At 42.0% G+C, this 19,131-nt stretch carries 16 protein-coding genes; 9 read left to right on the top strand and 7 right to left on the bottom strand.

Features of this window, described 5'->3' with window-relative positions; genetic code table 11:
- Window positions 1–2: 2 nt before the first annotated feature.
- Entirely contained in the window at window positions 3–1,898 is a 1,896-nt protein-coding gene (locus GO495_RS17275; RefSeq protein ID WP_157300965.1) for a sigma 54-interacting response regulator, read from the top strand.
- A 10-nt stretch (window positions 1,899–1,908) separates the two neighbouring features.
- Here GO495_RS17275 and GO495_RS17270 read toward each other — a convergent pair whose 3' ends face one another.
- The gene (locus GO495_RS17270) at window positions 1,909–2,625 is read right to left on the bottom strand and encodes a Crp/Fnr family transcriptional regulator (protein WP_157300964.1); all 717 of its coding nucleotides are present in this window, start codon (window positions 2,623–2,625) and stop codon (window positions 1,909–1,911) included.
- A 96-nt stretch (window positions 2,626–2,721) separates the two neighbouring features.
- Here GO495_RS17270 and GO495_RS17265 point away from each other — a divergent pair, with 96 nt between their 5' ends.
- The 3 genes from GO495_RS17265 to GO495_RS17255 all read left to right on the top strand — a co-directional run bounded on the left by GO495_RS17265 (window position 2,722) and on the right by GO495_RS17255 (window position 4,808).
- On the top strand, window positions 2,722–3,126 hold the full coding sequence (locus GO495_RS17265) for a biotin/lipoyl attachment domain-containing protein (protein ID WP_157300963.1): 405 nt from the start codon (window positions 2,722–2,724) through the stop codon (window positions 3,124–3,126).
- Window positions 3,127–3,241: 115 nt separating this feature from the next.
- The gene (locus tag GO495_RS17260) at window positions 3,242–3,538 is read left to right on the top strand and encodes a DUF983 domain-containing protein (RefSeq protein ID WP_240915249.1); all 297 of its coding nucleotides are present in this window, start codon (window positions 3,242–3,244) and stop codon (window positions 3,536–3,538) included.
- 28 nt (window positions 3,539–3,566) lie between these two features.
- Window positions 3,567–4,808: an aminotransferase class I/II-fold pyridoxal phosphate-dependent enzyme gene (locus GO495_RS17255; RefSeq protein ID WP_157300961.1), complete on the top strand. Its 1,242-nt coding sequence runs from the start codon at window positions 3,567–3,569 to the stop codon at window positions 4,806–4,808.
- Window positions 4,809–4,889: 81 nt separating this feature from the next.
- Here GO495_RS17255 and GO495_RS17250 read toward each other — a convergent pair whose 3' ends face one another.
- A complete protein-coding gene (locus tag GO495_RS17250; protein ID WP_157300960.1) occupies window positions 4,890–5,492 on the bottom strand; it encodes a methyltransferase domain-containing protein in 603 nt (200 codons plus the stop codon).
- A gap of 215 nt (window positions 5,493–5,707) precedes the next feature.
- On the bottom strand, window positions 5,708–6,271 hold the full coding sequence (locus GO495_RS17245) for a C40 family peptidase (RefSeq protein ID WP_157300959.1): 564 nt from the start codon (window positions 6,269–6,271) through the stop codon (window positions 5,708–5,710).
- A gap of 88 nt (window positions 6,272–6,359) precedes the next feature.
- On the opposite strand from GO495_RS17245, the gene GO495_RS17240 reads away from it, so the two are divergent.
- The 3 genes from GO495_RS17240 to GO495_RS17230 all read left to right on the top strand — a co-directional run bounded on the left by GO495_RS17240 (window position 6,360) and on the right by GO495_RS17230 (window position 12,189).
- The gene (locus tag GO495_RS17240; RefSeq protein ID WP_157300958.1) at window positions 6,360–8,813 is read left to right on the top strand and encodes a glucosidase family protein; all 2,454 of its coding nucleotides are present in this window, start codon (window positions 6,360–6,362) and stop codon (window positions 8,811–8,813) included.
- Window positions 8,814–8,815: 2 nt separating this feature from the next.
- Window positions 8,816–9,541, top strand: a complete 726-nt coding sequence (locus tag GO495_RS17235; RefSeq protein WP_157300957.1) for an SDR family NAD(P)-dependent oxidoreductase — start codon at window positions 8,816–8,818, stop codon at window positions 9,539–9,541.
- A 254-nt stretch (window positions 9,542–9,795) separates the two neighbouring features.
- Window positions 9,796–12,189, top strand: coding sequence for a discoidin domain-containing protein (locus tag GO495_RS17230; protein WP_157300956.1), 2,394 nt, complete (start codon window positions 9,796–9,798; stop codon window positions 12,187–12,189).
- Window positions 12,190–12,272: 83 nt separating this feature from the next.
- Here GO495_RS17230 and GO495_RS17225 read toward each other — a convergent pair whose 3' ends face one another.
- On the bottom strand, window positions 12,273–12,995 hold the full coding sequence (locus GO495_RS17225; RefSeq protein WP_157300955.1) for a YoaK family protein: 723 nt from the start codon (window positions 12,993–12,995) through the stop codon (window positions 12,273–12,275).
- 83 nt (window positions 12,996–13,078) lie between these two features.
- Here GO495_RS17225 and GO495_RS17220 point away from each other — a divergent pair, with 83 nt between their 5' ends.
- Entirely contained in the window at window positions 13,079–14,278 is a 1,200-nt protein-coding gene (locus GO495_RS17220; RefSeq protein WP_157300954.1) for an NAD(P)-dependent oxidoreductase, read from the top strand.
- Here GO495_RS17220 and GO495_RS17215 read toward each other — a convergent pair.
- From GO495_RS17215 to GO495_RS17205, 3 genes are read right to left on the bottom strand one after another with little or no spacing between them, the layout of a single operon-like run.
- Complete coding sequence (locus GO495_RS17215) at window positions 14,273–14,998, bottom strand: tRNA1(Val) (adenine(37)-N6)-methyltransferase (RefSeq protein ID WP_157300953.1); 726 nt, start codon at window positions 14,996–14,998, stop codon at window positions 14,273–14,275. The genes GO495_RS17220 and GO495_RS17215 overlap by 6 nt on opposite strands.
- A 4-nt stretch (window positions 14,999–15,002) precedes the next feature.
- Entirely contained in the window at window positions 15,003–15,998 is a 996-nt protein-coding gene (gene tsaD / locus GO495_RS17210; RefSeq protein WP_157300952.1) for a tRNA (adenosine(37)-N6)-threonylcarbamoyltransferase complex transferase subunit TsaD, read from the bottom strand.
- Between the two features lie 18 nt (window positions 15,999–16,016).
- Entirely contained in the window at window positions 16,017–17,270 is a 1,254-nt protein-coding gene (locus GO495_RS17205) for an ABC transporter permease (protein ID WP_157300951.1), read from the bottom strand.
- Between the two features lie 91 nt (window positions 17,271–17,361).
- Between GO495_RS17205 and GO495_RS17200 the strand changes: the two genes are divergently transcribed.
- The gene (locus GO495_RS17200) at window positions 17,362–18,945 is read left to right on the top strand and encodes a peptide chain release factor 3 (protein ID WP_157300950.1); all 1,584 of its coding nucleotides are present in this window, start codon (window positions 17,362–17,364) and stop codon (window positions 18,943–18,945) included.
- Window positions 18,946–19,131 lie beyond the last annotated feature (186 nt).

The following is a 19,131-nucleotide window of genomic DNA, read 5'->3' as shown; positions in this document are numbered from 1 at the left end:
ATATGAAAGAGAAAATATTGATTGTCGAAGACCAGTTTGTGGAAGCCGACTACCTCAGGTTAATACTTGTGAAGGCCGGCTATGAAGTTATTGGCATCGCACGTTCTGTGGTAAAGGCTCAGGAGATCATGAAACAAACAACACCTGATTTGGTATTACTGGATATCTTCCTGAAAGGAAAACTGACAGGGATAGATCTTGCGCTGCAATTGAAGAATGACAATATTGCGTTCATATATCTGTCTGCCAATTCAAACGAAGAAGTGCTGACTGCAGCAAAAGCGACCCAGCCTTCCGGTTTTCTGGTAAAGCCCTTCCGGGAAAAAGACCTGTTGGTTACACTGGAAATTGCGCAATATCGTCATCATCATATCCAGGAGTCTGCATTGAATAAAGAATCAACATTGCAGCAGCAACTGACGCACATTATTTCGGCGTACAAAGGCAGAGAACAGAAACTGGCTGAAATCGGAAAGGCATTTCAATCGCATATCCCTTTTGATCTCATAGTAGCCGGCTTTAATTCTACTGAAGATATCGGATTTCTGCGTATAGGATATGATCAGTACCAGACAATACGAATCAAAGAACTTCTGACAATTACAGGATTGACAATGGCTGAAGTAGTAACGCTATCAGCCAATACAATTATTGATACCACTGCCATGTGGTACAATGATGATGCTTTTGAGAAAATATGTAAACAGCCCTCTCTGAAAAAGCTATATGCAAATACTTTTCAGATGAGATCTCATCTCTCCTTTCCCTTACATCTTCCCGACGGAACTTTCTTTCACTTCTCTTTTTACAGCCGCCGGCCCGATACTTATCATGCAGATCATATTTCTTTATTCAGACGACTGGAGCCAATACTGGTTGCTGATATGAGTGATAGAAAAAAGGTGGTACCTGATACTGCGTTTAAAAACACCGAAATAACGAACATCAAAGCATTTGAAGGGATTATAGGAAAAAGCCACCTCCTGCTGAATGTATTTGATCATATTATACAGGTAGCTCCGGCGGATACCTCTGTTCTTATTATGGGCGAGAGTGGCACAGGAAAAGAAAGAATTGCGGATTGTATACACCAGCTATCTCCCAGGAAAGGGCAACCATTTATTAAAGTGAACTGTGCGGCATTACCTGCTTCATTGATAGAGTCTGAATTGTTCGGTCATGAAAAGGGCGCTTTTACCGGTGCGATAGAAAGGAGAACAGGAAAATTTGAACAGGCGGATAAAGGAACGATATTCCTGGATGAAATAGGTGAAATGCCTCTTGAGTTACAAGTAAAGTTGTTACGGGTACTGCAGGAAAAAGAGATCGAACGTGTAGGATCGAATACACCTATAAAAGTGGATGTACGTATTATTACTGCAACGAACCGTAATTTAGAGAAAGAAGTAGCGGAAGGACGTTTCCGGCTTGACTTATACTATCGCCTGAACGTCTTCCCTTTGATACTACCTGCATTAAGGGATCGTACGGAAGATATTCCTGCATTGGCTTACCATTTTATGAATTATTATAATCGTAAAACGGGAAAGAAGATCACAGGCTTATCTGACAAGATCTTAAAAAATATGATGGCTTACCATTGGCCTGGTAATATCCGTGAACTGGAACATGTAATAGAAAGAAGTGTATTGCTTACAAATGGAACGACTATAGAAGATGCTTTAATACCTGTCTCCCGGAAAACTGAACCTGTTGTTGAAGAAGTACGCATGAAGACGATCCATGAGAACGAGCGGGACTATATTATCACCGTTTTAAAGAAATGTAATGGACGGATATGGGGAGCCGGTGCGGCGGCGGAAGTGCTTAATATTCCACCTTCTACATTGAAATCAAAGATGAAAAAACTGGGAATTAAGAAGGAGTATATAGTCTGACAAAGTATATTCAATCAGTACTGCCACAACCAGATAATTTAATAAGCTGCTTTACATCCCTGATGCAAATCTTTCTTCCTTTGGAGGTTAAAATGCCAGCAGCTTTAAATTCCGTTAAAAACCGGACAATATTCTCATCACCTGTACCTACCATACTGGCCAGGTCAATACGGGAAATATTGATCATAATTTCAGCCCCGGGCAACGTTTCCTCCTTAAATTTCTCCCGTAGCACAATTAATGTAATCGCCAGTCTTTCCCTCACAGAACGTTGAGCTAATACAGTAATACTATTTGTCAAAACCGTAAATTCATGACTAAGCGCTTTGAGTAATCTTTTTGCAAGCAAACCGGACCTCTCAAGCACAGTCTTAAAATCTTCCCGGGGGATGAATGCGATGACACATTCCTCCAATGTGGCCGCAGAATCGGCATAACGTTCATCAGCTAAAATTGCGTGATACCCTATCAATTCACCTGCATTGGCAACATAAATTATTTGTTCCTTACCGTTCCGGTCCACCTGGTATTTCTTCACCTTACCCTTTTTAATAAAAAAAATACCATCAGCGACCGTTCCTTTCCTGAATACAACTTCCCCCTTGCGATACCTTTGTTCCAGCATGTGAGAACTGAGCACTGCGAACTCATCTTCCGGCAAATTGTTTAAAATAGACTGAGATTTAAAATTCCATTTATCAATAGGAAACAGACCTGCTAAACTCATAGAAATCGATCTATTGGAATAAAAAAGTGATTTTTTTCAGTTTTTTAATTGAAAAGTATCAGTTAAACCAAATATCATCAAAGGTACCTTTGCAATATGAAAATATCAACTATTTCTCGCCCCAGGATTAATTTCACCAATAATCACGAGTGGATTGATTTTAATGGGACTGTTGGGTTTGTAGGTGTTTCTGCGTACAGACTGAAAGGAATTTCGAATATAGTTAATATAATCTGGCATCACCATAAAGGTATGATCAATAAAGGCACTCTTATTGCAGAGATCCACACAGCTGACCAAATTATCCCTATACATGCTCCTCTTAGTTGTAAATACCTTGGGAGGAATCAGAAATTATCCGGAAATCTAAACCTGGTATTAGAAAGCCCACAAGATAATGGTTGGGTATTTTTTGTAACATCCCTGAAATTCGGCAATCAGGAACCACTTCTTTCGCCGGAAAATTATCAGAAACTCATACGTGCAAAAGTGGCTAATTAATAAGATGAAGAAATCCAATTTTATTATCAGCATTGTAGAAAACAAATGCCCTCGTTGCAGAAAAGGAAAATTATTCAAAAATGATCATCCATATGTGCTAAAGCACGTCCTTGACATGCATGATCACTGCCCGGCATGTGGCCAGCGAACAGAATTGGAAATAGGGTTCTGGTATGGTACAGGCTATGTAAGCTACGTACTTTCAGTATTGTTCTCTATGTTCACTTTAGCCTTATACTGGCTCATTATTGGCATAACATGGAGAGATAACAGCATCTTTCATTGGCTGATCGCCAATACTATTTTACTTGCGCTATCAATGCCGGTATTAATGCGTTTATCAAGAACGGTATACCTGAATTTTTATGTAGGGTATGATCCTGAAGCTAAAGATCTGAGAATAAATCTTTGAATATAATCAAATACTAAAAGTTGTCGAAATGGATATTTTTGAAAAACTATTGAAAAATCGTGGACCGATAGGAGAACATTCAGAACGTGCGCATGGCTATTTTGCATTTCCGAAACTGGAAGGAGAAATTGGCTCACGGATGAATTTCCGTGGTAAAGAAAAAATCATCTGGAGCCTGAATAATTATCTGGGATTAGCAAATCATCCACAGGTAAGAGAAGCTGATGCTACTGCCGCAAAGGCATTTGGATTGGCCTCTCCAATGGGGGCACGTATGATGAGCGGCAATACGAATTACCATGAACAACTGGAAAGTGAGCTGTCCTTATTCGTAAAAAAAGAAGCTACCATATTATTGAATTATGGATATCAGGGTATTTTAAGCGCCATTGATGCACTTTGTAACCGCCGGGACATTATTGTATACGATGCAGAATGTCATGCCTGTATTATAGATGGATTAAGGTTACATCCCGGGCACCGGTATGTCTTTAAACACAATGACATCGCCGATTGCGAAAAACAACTACGCCGTGCAAAACAAATGTCTGAAACGGCAGGTGGTGGTATTCTGCTGATAACAGAAGGTGTTTTTGGAATGGCAGGCGACCAGGGTAAACTGAAGGAAATTGCAACACTAAAACAACAATACGAATTTCGCTTATTAGTCGATGATGCTCATGGCTTTGGTACAATGGGGGAAACCGGAGCCGGCACAGGAGAGGAACAAGGGGTACAGGATCAGATAGATCTTTACTTCTCTACCTTCGCAAAATCAATGGCATCTATTGGCGCTTTTATGTCCGGACCAAAGGAAATCATTAATTTCCTGCGATACAACATGCGGTCGCAGATATTTGCCAAATCCGTTCCTTTACCAATTGTCATTGGTAATATAACCCGTCTGAAGTTACTGCAATCTGAACCTGCCTTAAGAGAAAAACTGTGGGCAAATGTTACAAAGCTCCAACAAGGGCTTATTGAAAGAGGATTTAATATCGGTACCACGAACTCACCCGTTACACCGATCTACCTGCAGGGAGATATTCCTGAAGCTACCGCTATGTGCCTGGACCTGAGAGAGAATTACAATATCTTTTGCTCTATTGTAGTATATCCGGTGATCCCTCGCGGACAAATCATCTACAGACTCATTCCTACTGCTGCTCATAGTGATGAGGATATTATGTTAACCTTAGATGCTTTCAGTGAAGCAAAACAAAAACTTGACAGCCTAACCTACAACGTTGCTGAAATACCGTTGGTCTGATTTCCCCCCCTCCGTGACGTAATCACATTAACCAACCGATATCTGGGCATTATGATAACCTTTCATAATGTTCAGATATCTTTATCTCTTTACCCACATTTTTAATACAAAGTCTACCGTTGCATCCACTAATTGATAACTTGGAGGAATCTCATCCTCCAGACTATGATATGTCACTAACCTGGTACCACCTGGTTTACTGTCCAGGGCATTAAACAGGTAACGCGAATAATATTCATACAGACTGGTGGAATATTCCATTTTCTGATCAATATGTCCACCTGCGGCCAGGTTTTCAAAAAACGAATTATAAAAGTAAAAATGATCAAATTCCGCAAAATCAATCTGCGTAAAATTACCATTGATGAATTCAACGTTCCTGCTATCTGTCAATTCTTTGGCAGCTTGTGCAAAATGATATAATTCTTTCCGCTGTTCCACCCCATAAAATGTAGCTTCCTGAAAATGATGTCCTCCAATCAGACAAAATTTACCCACACCACTACCTATGTCCAGAATCTTCTTTCCTGGTGCGGAAGCCAGGAAATTTGCAGATTTTTTTGCTACCTCCATTGGGGTCCAGTGCCGTTTGGATAACTGTTGTATTCTTTCCGGATACAACCAGTCAAATGCCGCATCATTTAAATACCAGGTAGGCTTTGAAGTAAAATTTTCCATATTCATTTTCTGAAAGAATACACTTCTGCATTCTCAGGATCGTGCATTATTTCGCATGGTAAAGTTAATAGCAGATCCTTCTCATCAGACTGATATTTTTCAATAAAAAAGATGCAAAAAATCACTTTTAGGAGGTTATAACTGATTTCGTGATACGATGCGCCAGGGTTATTGCTTCCATTATTGACAATACGCTGTACATAAATTAAATTATATATAATTTATTCAAACACCCTTATTACCTTCACAAATCTTCCCATGTAATATGGGTTGAGCGTAGTTTCTGTTACACCGTAAGCTTTCCCGGAAGTGGAATGTATGAAAACGATGCTATCCCCTGTCTGAGTAATGATCCCCATATGGCCTACTGTTCTGATGATACTGTCAGTCCCGGTGAACAGAATCAGGTCCCCGGGTTTAGAGAAAGGGAGATCTATAGGGGTTCCTTTATCAGTAAAGTCTGCAGAGGTTCTTGGCACTTCTATGCCAAAATGGTTGAAGACGTAAGTGATGAACCCGGAACAGTCGAATCCTGCACTGGGATCTGTAGACGCATATTTGTACGGGATACCTATTAATGTTTTGGAGTATGCGATGAGCTTTGACGGGGCAGTATTGCCGGTTTGGATACTACCTTCCTGAACGACGATAGTAGTGTCTACACGGCTGGAATCAGTCTGGATGGATATACCGGAATCAACAGGAATGCTCGCTCGTTCTTCGGGAATGCCGCCACAGGATAACAGAACCGGAAGCAATAAACATAACATAAGGTTTTCGCACATATCTAAAATTAGTAAAAAACTTCATGTATTATGCTATTTATTACTAAGAAAAGGTGCGATATTTGATTTTTATCACAATGATTAACACATGGTTACCAAGAAACTGCTCTTTTTACTTTTCATGTTTCCCGTTATTTGTTTAGCCCAGCCAGTTATAAAAAACGATATACTGAACAGACAGGTCGTGTTTGGTAATGAAAAGATGCAGATGACACTTGATTATAATAAAAAGGTCACTATCTCTTCATTGGTGTTGAATGGCCAGCAGGTGCTTGATTCCACAGGTATTTATTCGTTCATTAAAACAGATAGGAAAACTTATTCTACGCTGCATCTTTCTTCTAATCCTGCGATACAACTCCGTGGTAATGTAATAATATGCAGCATCCCTTATGGTGATAGAATACTGGAAACATGGAAGTTTACAGTAACCCCAAAGGATATCAAATTTGATATTGATAGAAAAATATCAAATAATATAGTAGCCGAACAAGTGGGATTACCTCACTTTATGTTCAATAGTATTAATACCTGGGAAGGTGCTTATCAGGAATATGGCGGGCTCGCCTGGTTTTATCTTTTTAATAAGTCGTCCGATACCTATGGTGTTCACAGCAACTCTTCTGATTTCTGGAATAGCAAGACCGGCAATGGTTTAAGCGTTGTTGTCAGTGAGCCTGATGTAGTGATGAGTTATACCCGTGTTGATGATAAACTTTCATATAACATCGCTTTATCCGCTGGCCGGCTGCGTTATGATTCGGGTACTAACCGCAGACGATATATCCGCGACAGGACAGATGTCTGGGCGCCTGTTAACGTAGGAGCAGGTCACAAAAGCATTACGCTCACTTATTTCAATTTTAATGATAAATATGGTCGTGGAAATTTAGTGGGAATTAATGGTGATGAAGTCAATGCTGTATTAAATACGATTGCGAGAATAGGCGTTATCGATAAAGAACATTTTGGCGGTAACAGCTGGCATACGCCCTATGGCCCGATCTGTTTGCACGAACAATATATTGCGCAGATGGGACTCGCCATTAATGATCCATATTATTTAAAAGGTTACCAGCAATGCCTGGATTATTACAGGGATAATGCAATTAAACCGGATGGAAGAGTATGGGCCAGGTGGGCTTATACCAATGAAGATATGATGCCTGGTGAAGTAACAGATAAAGGCTTTTATGAGGCCCAATGGGGATATCTGCTGGATGCCAACCCGGATTTTGTTACTAACGTAGCGGAATTATATGACCAGACCGGCGATAAGGCGTGGGTAAAGACACATCAGCATTCCTGCGAAAAGGCACTGGACTGGCTACTGAAAAGAGATACTAATAATAATGGATTAGTAGAAATGATCAATAATAATCATACAGAGAAAAAGAGCAGTGACTGGATAGATATCATCTGGGCATCTTATGAAAATGCCTTTGTAAATGCGAAACTTTATCATGCTTTGACGTTATGGGCAGACATTGAGCAACAACTGGGAGATATAGAGAAAGCTTATTATTATCAGCAGTTTGCAATAAAGCTAAAAACCAGTTTTAATAAGCCTGTCAGTGAAGGCGGGTTCTGGGATGGCGGCAAGTCCTGTTATATTCACTGGCGCGATAAAGATGGTTCTGTTCATGGGAATAATATGGTTACGCCGGTAAATTTCATGGCCATTGGTTATGGTATTTGTGATGATCGCAGAAGAACGAAAGCTATTTTAGATACGATAGAATACCAGATGAATAAAGAACAGTTATTCTTCTGGCCCATTTGTATGTATAGTTATAATAAGGGCGAAGGTAATGACTGGCAATTCCCTTTTCCTAATTATGAGAACGGGGATATATTTTTATCATGGGGAGCACTGGGCGTAAAAGCCTATGCATCTTATAAACCCGAACTTGCTTTAAAATATGTAAAGAATGTATTGGCACGGTATGCGTTAGACGGTCTTGCTTTTCAACGGTACGGACGTGTGAAACAGGATGGATTGGGAGATGACATTCTTTCCGGGAATAGTCTTTCTGTAGTGGGTCTGTATCAGGCTATCTATGGTGTAAATCCCTTGTATAACAGGTTTTATCTCAACCCACATATTACTGAGCAGTTATCAGGCACGCAGTTGAAGTATAATTTCAGGGGACAGTCATTACTGATAGATCTTGCTATGAATAAGTATGCTGTATCCAATGGGCGGTTTAAAATAGAGAGTGAAAGAGATTTTGGTTTTTACGGTTCTGATAATGAGTTGTTATATTTTAATGGTAATAATCCGGTAGCTTCTATGAAAGTGGAAACTACGGGTACGCTGGCACTGGAAATAAAGAACTTTTCTCAGGATAACATGTTGTGGAGCCAGTTTTCCACTGGTTTAAATAAATATCTGATCAATGATCTTAAAGTTGATAATTATTATACGATCTCTGTAAATAAACAGGTCCTGAAACGGGTGAAGACTAATGCTGATGGCAGCATCGCATTTGACTATAAGACGAATAAGATGACAGATGTTATTGCGATAGAAAATAAGTAGTGATGCAAAGTAAAACCGTTCTCCTGCTTGGTGCCAACTCAGATGTAGCTAAAGCAGCCATTATACAATACGCTGTTAAAGGTTACCGCATCATCGCCGCTTCCCGCAGCACTGACGAACTGCATACCTTCATACAGCAGCACATACCTCAGAAAGAACAGGTTACTATTCTTTACTTTGATGCTGTTGACTTTGACAGTCATGAAAGCTTTTATAAACAACTACCTGAAAAGCCACATATCGTCGTATATGCAGCCGGGTACCTGAAGAATAATGAGGAAGCCCTGCTTGATTTTAAAGGGAGTTTCAGGATGATGCAGGTACATTATGCCGGTGCAGTATCTATACTCAATATCGTTGCGATGGATAAAGACAATAGCCGGTTAGAAAGGATTATCGGTTTGTCCTCGTTATCAGGAGTCAGAGGCAGGAAGAGCAACTTTATTTATGGTAGTACCAAATCTGCTTTTACCCAGTACCTGGCCGGTTTAAGGCAATACCTCTTCCCACGCCATATTAAAGTGAATGTGATTGTGGCAGGTTATATTCGCAGTAAAATGACAGCAGGACTAAACCTACCGGAGTCCTTAATGCTGGAGCCTTCCTTTATAGCCGGTGCGGTCGTGAACGCAGGCAATACGTTTACCATCGTCCCTGGTTTTAAATGGAAACTGATCTATACTATTCTAAAACTAATGCCGGAAAAACTGGTAGCAAAACTTCCCTGATTGATGCTAAAGCAGTTAGGAAATTTCTGGAAATAAGACAATTTTTATATTGCAGTTATTCAGATTAAATGTATTTTTATACTAATATTAGTATAAACTAATATTACCTTATTCACGTTAGGGTAACTCATTCTCAAAATAACTAATTGAAAACCTATGTATGCAGGATTGTCACGCAATCTTAACCCGGCTATTACAGCCCTCTCAAAATAGCACCTTACACCCTTAACATAATCATTAAAACAACGCTAGTTATGCAAAAAATCAAATGGATTTTTCTTCTTGCCCTCGTTATGCTCTCGAGGGTCTCTTTCGGGCAATTGTCGTGCTACAACATCGTGGGATATTATCCTTCCTGGGTAGCTGGTGGCAACTATTACATTAATGCGCCATCAAAAATCGACTACAGCAAATACACGCATATCTGTTATGCATTTGCTATCCCTGGTACTGATGGTAAAATAGGTTCTGTTGATGGTGGCTCTACACTGACAGACCTCGTTACCAGAGCCCATGCCAATAACGTTAAAGTGCTTTTATCAATTGGTGGATGGCTGGACTCCTCACCCAACAACACACCTTTTGAAACCATCGCAAACAGTACGACTTCTATCACTAACCTGACCACTGCCTGTGGCAACCTGGTGACTCAATACAACCTGGACGGTATTGACCTGGATTGGGAATATCCAACAACAAAAACCAAATGGAATAACCTGGCTACCGCTCTTGGTACCAAGCTCCATGGAATGGGTAAACTGTTTACTGCTGCCGTATCAGAAAGCGCCAGCAATAATGGTGATCATTATGATGACGTAACAATGCTAGACCTTGTGAATATCATGTGTTACGGAGATGATAATCTCGCCAGCAGCTCTATCTCCTACTGGACTTCCCGCGGTGTTCCTCAAAGCAAAAGAATGCTGGGGGTACCGTTTTACAGCGCTGATAATACCACAGCAGAACATGTATGGAAATCCAACCTTGCTAAAACAACTGCAGGTGGGATCATGATCTGGGATATTGCATCGGAATATGGTGATATCAATTCCATTTATAACACTTTGGGAGCTGTTTGTAAAGGTGGCACACCGGTCCCTCAGAACCTGGCTTCCGGTAAACCTGTTACTGCTTCTTCTCTCGAAGCAACTACCACTACAAGTGTAGTAGCTTCCAATGTGACAGATGGTAACTATTCCACACGCTGGTCTTCTGCTTTCGCTGATCCACAATGGGTGTATGTGGATCTGGGAGCCACTTATGATATCAACGAAGTAAAAATTACCTGGGAAGCTGCTTATGCAACTGCTTACCAGATACAGGTATCAACAGATGCTGCTACCTGGACTACCGTAAAATCTGTTACAGGTAATACCACACTTACCAATGATAACACCGGCCTGACAGGCTCCGGCCGTTATGTAAGAATTTATGGTACTGCAAGGGCTACTGCCTACGGTTATTCTATTTACGAACTGGAAGTATATGGCGCTGCGCCACAGACTCCTTATGGAGGAACAGCATGGCCTATCCCGGGAAAAATAGAAGCGGAAAATTATGATAATGGCGGAGAAGGTGCTGCTTATCATGATTTAACGGCTACTAATACACAAGGCCAGTATCGTACCACTGAAGGTGTGGATATAGAAGGCACTACAGAAGGTGGATATGATGTTGGTGAGATTCAGGCTGGAGAATGGCTGGAATATACTGTCAACATAGCGAACACAGGCGTCTATACATTACAGGCAAGGGTAGCTGCTATTGCTGCAGGAAAAACATTCCATATTGAAATAGACGGCCAGAATATCTCCGGCGCTATCACCGTACCGAATACCGGTGCATGGCAGACATTTGCTACCGTGAGCGCTACTACGCCGGCATTAACCGCTGGTACCAAAGTAATGCGCGTTGTAATGGATGCTGCTTCCTTTAACTTCAACTGGTTCAGCTTTACCCCAGTGGCTCAGAACATAGCGCTTAACAAAACCATTACGGCTTCTTCTGTAGAAACTGCCGGTTTTGAAGCGTATAAGGCCTTTGACGGTGATGCGACCACTACACGCTGGTCTTCTGCTTATACAGATAACGAATGGATAGAAGTTGATCTTGGTACTGCTCAGAATATTTCAAGAGTGGTACTGAAATGGGAAGTAGCTTATGCGACTTCTTATCGCATAGAAACTTCTACCGATAACACTACCTGGACTGCCCAAAAAACAGTCACCGCTGGTGTTGGTGGTACAGAGGATCTTAGTTTCCCTGCTGTGAGCGCCCGCTATGTAAGGATGTATAGTGTGAAGAGAGCAACCGTATATGGTGTTTCTCTGTGGGAGTTTGAAGTGTATGCAGATGCAACTTCAGCTGCCAGAAAAGCAACTACCATCGCGCTTTCTCCTTCAAAAGAGAATGAAACTCCGCTTTCAATAGGTGTTTGGCCTAATCCGGCTACAAATTTCCTTACTGTTCAGACGAAAGGTGTGAAAGCAAAATCTGTTCTGAAAGTTTATAGCCTTACTGGTCAGGTAATATACAATTCAATTGTTACCGGTCCGGCTACCCAGGTACAGATAGATATTTCCAAATGGACTAAAGGGATTTATATCATTTCATTGGATAATGTGAGGAAGAAAGTAGTGGTAGAATAAGCCATCAATAATTTTCAAAAATGCACCAATCTTAATAAGGTTGGTGCATTTTTGGTATTAGGCAAAACTATTGGAATAAATATTTAACGGGCCTTTCTCTTTAAATGATAATAGTGATAGATAATATTATCATAATATAACGCAAGGATTAAACAGCCTGATGCCAGGAAAAGCGTTTTTAATGCATAAGTTTTAAAGATAAAGCCTCCCAGTACACCTCCGGTAAAGAAAAAGCTGATGATAGCTAATTTCAGATAAATGCTTTTTGATAATCGCCGGAATTCTGCCTGCTGCCGGTAAAAGAATAACTGGGATAATTCAATCCCCAAATCAGTAAACAATCCTGTTAAATGTGTGGTACGAACTACCGACTGAGAGACTTTCGTAACCAATGAATTTTGCAATCCCATGGCAAATAACAATGCACAGGCGATCACCTGCCCCTGAATACCTGTAAGTGAACTACTGCCCACCATCCCGATAATTGTCAGAATAAGGATCTCGATGAACATAGGAATGGTATGAGCCACTGCCGGCTTTATCCTTATGACCGTTTCAATTAAAAGATTAGAAATGAATGCCCCTGCCAGGAAACAAAAAATGTAAACCAGGAAAACCAGGGCTGTAACGTAATTCTTTTTTACCAGCTCCTCCGAAAAGTAGGCAAAATGACCGGTAACGTTCGTCGTTAGTACTTTAACAGACAAAACGCCCGTAATATTTACAATGCCTGCAATAAATGAAAGTGTGGAAGCCAATCGCAGATTATGGATATATGTTCTACTTTTGCCTTTGTGCCTAAACATGGTTGCAAAATTACGAATAATGTTGATGCTGTTAAATAATTGCTTAGTTTAGAAAACCAAAACAACACAAACCTCAAATTCTGATGTTACAGATTGGCCTTATAAGGGAAGAAAAACAGCCGCATGATAACAGGGTCGCATTCACTCCACTGCAATGCCAATGGATCACACGCAATTATCCACAGGTAAATATTACCGTACAGCCGTCCGATTGGCGCTGCTTTAAAAATGATGAATACCTGAAAGCAGGGGTTACCCTTTCTGAAGACCTCTCCCACTGCCAGATACTGCTGGGGATTAAAGAAGTGCCACCAGAGAAATTGTTAGCAGGTAAAACATATCTGTTCTTCTCTCATACAAGAAAGAAACAACCACAGAATCAGCATTTACTGCAAACCATCCTGCAGAAAAATATCACGCTCATAGATTATGAATGCCTGGTGCATGAAGATGGACAACGTATTCTTGGTTTCGGGTTCTTTGCGGGCGTGGTAGGTGCACATAACGGGATATTAACTTATGGGAAGAAGACACGCACTTTTTCTTTAACGCCCGTGCATGAATGCCATGATTTTAAAGAGCTGATCAATCATTATTTCGGGACTAAATTACCTCCTCTAAAGATCGCTATTACCGGCTCCGGCCGTGTGGCAGCAGGGACCCTGGAAGTAATGGGATTACTGGGGATCAAGTACATTCCACCGGAAGAATATCTGATTAATAATTATGCGTATCCCGTATATACACAGCTGAAAGCCGGAGAACTCTATCTGAGGAGAACGGATAAGACCTATAGCAGAGAAGATTTCCATTTGCACCCGGATAAATATGATTGCAGATTTTTGCCTTTTGTAACGGCGACTGATATATTAATGAACGGGATCTACTGGGATGAACGTATTGCACCTCTGTTCACCTGGACAGACCTTGCAAAAGATAATTTCCGGATAAAGGTGATTGCTGATATTACAGACGATACCAACGGGTCTGTTCCCAGTAATTTAGGGGATTCTACGATTGAAGACCCTGTGTATGGGGTAGACAGGCATACACATCTTAAAACAGCCCCTTATCTGTCTGATACCGTTGATATGATGTGTGTGAGTAACCTCCCTAATGAGTTGCCACGGGATGCTTCGCAATACTTCGGAGATCAGCTGATGAAATATGTGTTTGATGAATTACTGAAAGAGCACAGTGATACTTTACATAATGCTACTATAGCGCAACAGGGCCATCTGACCGAGCGGTTTTCTTATCTGCAGGATTATGCAGATTTATAGATAGAGGTAATATGGTTTTAAAAGATCCGTGAATGCTGCAGTGTATATGTTACCTGTTTCACGGATAGCCATTTCCTCTATATCAGATACTCCTTCTCCCCTCTTAAAAATACCTACGGACCGGAAATAATCGTGTTGTACACTTTGTCTGACGTGCAGTATCTGCTGTGCATGAAACCCTGCGTCAGCGGCTTTTGTAGTGAAATCTTTAAAGGGGTGATAAGGGAGTAAGATGGAGAAAACACCATCCGGACTTAAATGGCTGGTGATTACGTCTAACAGTGATGCGTAATTTAAAGTAGTAGCATGCATGGCCTGGTTACGCAACTGGTCATTGCTTTTCAGGTCTGCTTCGTAAAATGGAGGATTGGTGATGATAAAGTCGTATAATGCTGTTACAGGTAACTCCTTTACATCTCCGGTTATTACACATATTCTGGCGGACCAGGGCGACAGGGCCATATTCCCGGCAGCCTGTGTAGCAGCATCCCCATCCAGTTCAACAGCGGTAATTGTTGCTGTGGGTAGTTGCTGTGCCAGCATCAGGCTTAATAAGCCGGTACCGGTGCCAATATCCATGATCTCTGACGAGGGCAGGGTATTTTCCAGTATGTAACGGGCCGTATAAGCACCCTGAATACAAGCATCTGTGCATACTTTCATTGCACAGTCACCCTGATAGACAGTAAATTCTTTGAAACGGAAATAGTTGTTTGCCATGAGATTAAAAAGCCGCTCTTGCACCAGGAATAACATCCAGTCCTGCAAACTCGCCTGCCTGGTATTTGTACCATGCTGTAATGGCGATCATCGCAGCATTATCCGTACAATATTCAAATTTAGGGATATAGGTATTCCAGCCATATTTCTTCCCCTGCTCTTCCAATGCTTTCCTTAAACCTGAATTCGCACTCACCCCTCCTGCTATACCTATTTCTTTAATACCTGTTTCATTAGAGGCCTTTACCAGTTTATTCATCAGTATACTGATGATACGCTGCTGGATAGAGGCACAAATGTCTGCCAGGTTATCCTGTATAAACTGCAGCTCCTGTTGCTGGATAAAGTAAAGTATAGACGTCTTAAGACCGCTGAAACTGAAGTTAAGTCCGGGTATCTGCGGCTCCGGGAATTTGAACCTTTTAGGGTCTCCCTGAGCAGCATATTTATCGATAAGCGGACCACCAGGATACGGCAAACCCAGTAATTTGGCGCTTTTATCAAAAGCTTCTCCCGCCGCATCGTCCAGTGTTTCACCGATGACTTTCATTTGCAACGGACTGTCGCAGCGCACTATCTGGGTATGCCCACCAGATACGGTGAGGCATAAAAAAGGAAAGGAAGGTTGAGATTCGGCTATGAAATTGGCCAGTACATGGGCCTGCATATGATGCACCGCTATCAACGGGATATCCAGCGCCATGGCCAGGGATTTGGCAAAAGAACTACCGACCAGCAAAGACCCCATCAGGCCGGGGGCCTGGGTAAACGCAATCGCGCTTAACTCCTCTTTGCTAACACCGGCTTTTTTCAACGCCAGGTCTACCACAGGTACGATATTCTCCTGATGCGCCCGGGAGGCCAGTTCAGGCACTACGCCACCGTATTGCTCATGCACGGTCTGATTGGCAATGCAATTGGATAATATTTTCCCATCCACCAGCACAGATGCACCGGTATCATCACAAGAAGACTCTATGGCCAGTATTTTTACAGACATGGGCGCAAAGGTAGGAAATTAGTTACTCCTGATTGCCACCACAGCGTCTAATTTAGAAGCAGAAAACGCCGGGATAAACCCTGCAACCATCCCTACAAAAGCAGAGATAGTCAACCCCAGTATAATATTGGAAAGTGTCAGCGTTACCACGAAAGTACTGAGACTATTGGCTACCAGCGTACCCATGAACACCAGTAACAGGCCTATCGTTCCTCCCACAATACACAACAGGATGGATTCTATGAGGAATTCCATGAGGATCACACTGCGTTTGGCCCCAATGGCTTTTTTAAGCCCGATGATACTGGTACGTTCTTTCACCGTTACGAACATGATATTGGCAATCCCAAACCCTCCTACTACCAGCGCAAAAAAAGCGATGAAAAAGCCTCCCATATTGATAGCTGCAAATACCCCGTTGAGATCATCAGTAGCACTGGTAATCTCGTTAAGGGAGAAGTTATCTTCCATTGTAGGTCTTAACCGGTGAACGGCCCTGATTACCCCCCTCAGCTCATCTTTCATTTCGGGCATGGTAGACGTAGGCGCTGTTTTAACCAGGATATAAGGGTCCGCATAACGCCGTTCATCCACGATAGTACGACCATATTTATAAGGTACTATCACAATATTATCATAGCTGACGATGTCCAGCATGCTGGAACCTTTCTTTTTCAACACTCCTATTATCCTGGTCGGCCTTCCTTCAATACGGATGGTTTTGCCCAGTGCCGCTTCCGCAGAACCAAACAGTCCTTCCCAGAGGTTAGCCCCGATGATGGCCACATTGGACGATCCGTCGTTTTCCTTGCCTATAAAGAAGTGACCCGCTGAAATGGAAATCTGCTGTACTTTGTCATAATCCTGCGTAACAGCCATAAAATCCACTCCTTCCATATAGTCATTCTTATATTCTATCCGCTTATTACCGGAAGAGAATGCAAATGCGGCCGCACTGGCACTATGTACCTTGTCCTGTATGTATTTCAGCTCTTTGTACTCAGGCAGTGGCCTGTTCATGTATTTCCACCAGGGGGCATCCGGCCCACCTTCCCAGGGCCATTTCTGGACGAATATCACGTCATTACCCAGCGCTGCCAGGTCATTCCGTACATTGCTTTCCAGGCTGTTAGTAGCCGTGAGAACGGCAATAATGCAGAATATACCGATGGTTATACCTAAGAGGGAAAGGAAAGTGCGCAGTTTATTAACCCGCAACTCCTGCACAGCCATTTTAAGGCTGCTCCATAATATTTTTATAGTGGCTATCATAGATACATGTAAATTAATGATTAATCATGATATTCACCATTCTTCTCATTCTTTCTAAGTACCTTTGCAAACATTTTTGGTACAAACTAATATGAAGTACGCAAGCGAAATCAACAAACGGAAGACATTTGCCATTATAGCCCACCCGGATGCCGGTAAAACTACCCTTACAGAGAAGTTCCTGTTATTTGGTGGTGCTATCCAGACGGCCGGAGCGGTAAAATCCAACAAGATCAAGAAGCATACTACCTCCGACTTTATGGAAATAGAGCGCCAGCGTGGTATCTCTGTGGCTACTTCCGTAATGACCTTCGAATACAGGGACATGCTGGTAAACCTGCTGGATACTCCTGGTCACAAGGACTTTGCTGAGGATACTTACCGTACGCTCACCGCTGTAGACAGCGTTGTACTGGTGATAGACTGTGTGAAAGGGGTGGAAGAACAAACCGGTAAACTGATGGATGTATGCCGTATGCGTGATACCCCGGTGATCATATTCGTCAATAAGCTGGACCGTGACGGTAAAAACCCTTTCGACCTGCTGGACGAACTGGAAGAAAAGCTCAACATCAAGGTGCGCCCCCTCAGCTGGCCTATTAACGGCGGTAAAGACTTCAAAGGCGTTTATAACCTCTATAATAAAAGCTTCGTGTCCTTTGCTCCCAACAAGAAAGCAACGGATGATGATATCGTTCCCCTCTCAGACCTTACCAGCTCTTATATAGATGAACATTTCAATACACAGGATGCAGCACAGTTACGTGCAGACGTGGAACTGATTGAAGGTGTGTATGATACGTTCGATAACACAGAATACCTGCAGGGTAAAATGGCCCCCGTATTCTTTGGTAGCGCGGTTAACAACTTTGGTGTTAAAGACCTGCTGGACACCTTCGTGGAAATTGCACCTATTCCCCGCAGCCGGGAAGCCAGTACCCGCCCCGTAGATGTACAGGAAGATAAATTCAGTGGCTTTATCTTTAAGATCCATGCGAACTTAGATCCCCGTCACCGCGACCGTATCGCTTTCCTTCGTGTATGCTCCGGACGTTTTGAAAGGAATAAGTTCTTCCATCACGTACGACTGGATAAAGAAGTGCGCTTCAGCAATCCGTACAGCTTCCTGGCCCGTGACAAGAATATAGTAGATGATGCTTATCCGGGAGATGTGGTAGGTTTATTTGATACCGGTAACTTTAAAATAGGGGACACGCTCACGGAAGGAGAAAATTTCTACTTTACAGGTGTTCCCAGCTTCTCTCCGGAGTTGTTTAAAGAGGTGATCAACAAAGACCCGATGAAAACCAAACAGTTGGAAAAAGGTCTTTTACAGTTAACAGATGAAGGGGTGGCACAGTTATTTACCCAGCATGGTGGTAACCGTAAGATCATTGGTTGTGTGGGTGACCTGCAGTTTGAAGTGATCCAGTACCGCCTGTTACAGGAGTATGGCGCTTCCTGCCAGTTCAATACCCTTCCTTTCTTTAAAGCCTGCTGGATTACCGGCAATAAGCAGAAGATAGAAGAGTTTATCCGTTTTAAAGGTGCGAATATCGTATCTGATAAAGATGGTCACCTGGTATACCTGGCACAGTCTGAATGGTACTTAAATACAGAACGTACCAATAATCCTGAAATTGAATTCCATTTCACATCTGAAATACATAAATAATAAAAGCCGCTGCTGAGATCAGTAGCGGCGTATTTTGAATTGTACGACCAACTCGAAGTACAATTGCAGACTGTCTTAAATGTAAAATGTACAGCAAAGCTATATCAGCTTTGCTTTTTTTATTTATCGATTCGGGAATTTGATTTACGCAAAGAGGAATTGAACAGGTCAGAGCCTATTCAGAGC

Source organism: Chitinophaga oryziterrae, from assembly GCF_009758125.1.
Taxonomy (GTDB): Bacteria; Bacteroidota; Bacteroidia; order Chitinophagales; family Chitinophagaceae; genus Chitinophaga; species Chitinophaga oryziterrae.
The sequence above is the reverse complement of the archived record's forward strand: the minus strand, read 5'-3'. Positions and strand labels throughout refer to the sequence as shown.

Excerpts from the sequence above, each read along its gene's own strand:
- GO495_RS17255 (WP_157300961.1), top strand. The coding sequence starts at position 3,567 with ATGGATATTTTTGAAAAACTATTGAAAAATCGTGGACCGATAGGAGAA.
- GO495_RS17205 (WP_157300951.1), bottom strand. The coding sequence starts at position 17,270 with ATGATAGCCACTATAAAAATATTATGGAGCAGCCTTAAAATGGCTGTG.
- GO495_RS17250 (WP_157300960.1), bottom strand. The coding sequence starts at position 5,492 with ATGAATATGGAAAATTTTACTTCAAAGCCTACCTGGTATTTAAATGAT.
- GO495_RS17235 (WP_157300957.1), top strand. The coding sequence starts at position 8,816 with ATGCAAAGTAAAACCGTTCTCCTGCTTGGTGCCAACTCAGATGTAGCT.
- GO495_RS17260 (WP_240915249.1), top strand. The coding sequence starts at position 3,242 with ATGCATGATCACTGCCCGGCATGTGGCCAGCGAACAGAATTGGAAATA.
- GO495_RS17275 (WP_157300965.1), top strand. The coding sequence starts at position 3 with ATGAAAGAGAAAATATTGATTGTCGAAGACCAGTTTGTGGAAGCCGAC.
- tsaD (WP_157300952.1), bottom strand. The coding sequence starts at position 15,998 with ATGTCTGTAAAAATACTGGCCATAGAGTCTTCTTGTGATGATACCGGT.
- GO495_RS17245 (WP_157300959.1), bottom strand. The coding sequence starts at position 6,271 with ATGTGCGAAAACCTTATGTTATGTTTATTGCTTCCGGTTCTGTTATCC.
- GO495_RS17200 (WP_157300950.1), top strand. The coding sequence starts at position 17,362 with ATGAAGTACGCAAGCGAAATCAACAAACGGAAGACATTTGCCATTATA.
- GO495_RS17225 (WP_157300955.1), bottom strand. The coding sequence starts at position 12,995 with ATGTTTAGGCACAAAGGCAAAAGTAGAACATATATCCATAATCTGCGA.
- GO495_RS17265 (WP_157300963.1), top strand. The coding sequence starts at position 2,722 with ATGAAAATATCAACTATTTCTCGCCCCAGGATTAATTTCACCAATAAT.
- GO495_RS17230 (WP_157300956.1), top strand. The coding sequence starts at position 9,796 with ATGCAAAAAATCAAATGGATTTTTCTTCTTGCCCTCGTTATGCTCTCG.
- GO495_RS17215 (WP_157300953.1), bottom strand. The coding sequence starts at position 14,998 with ATGGCAAACAACTATTTCCGTTTCAAAGAATTTACTGTCTATCAGGGT.
- GO495_RS17240 (WP_157300958.1), top strand. The coding sequence starts at position 6,360 with ATGGTTACCAAGAAACTGCTCTTTTTACTTTTCATGTTTCCCGTTATT.
- GO495_RS17220 (WP_157300954.1), top strand. The coding sequence starts at position 13,079 with ATGTTACAGATTGGCCTTATAAGGGAAGAAAAACAGCCGCATGATAAC.
- GO495_RS17270 (WP_157300964.1), bottom strand. The coding sequence starts at position 2,625 with ATGAGTTTAGCAGGTCTGTTTCCTATTGATAAATGGAATTTTAAATCT.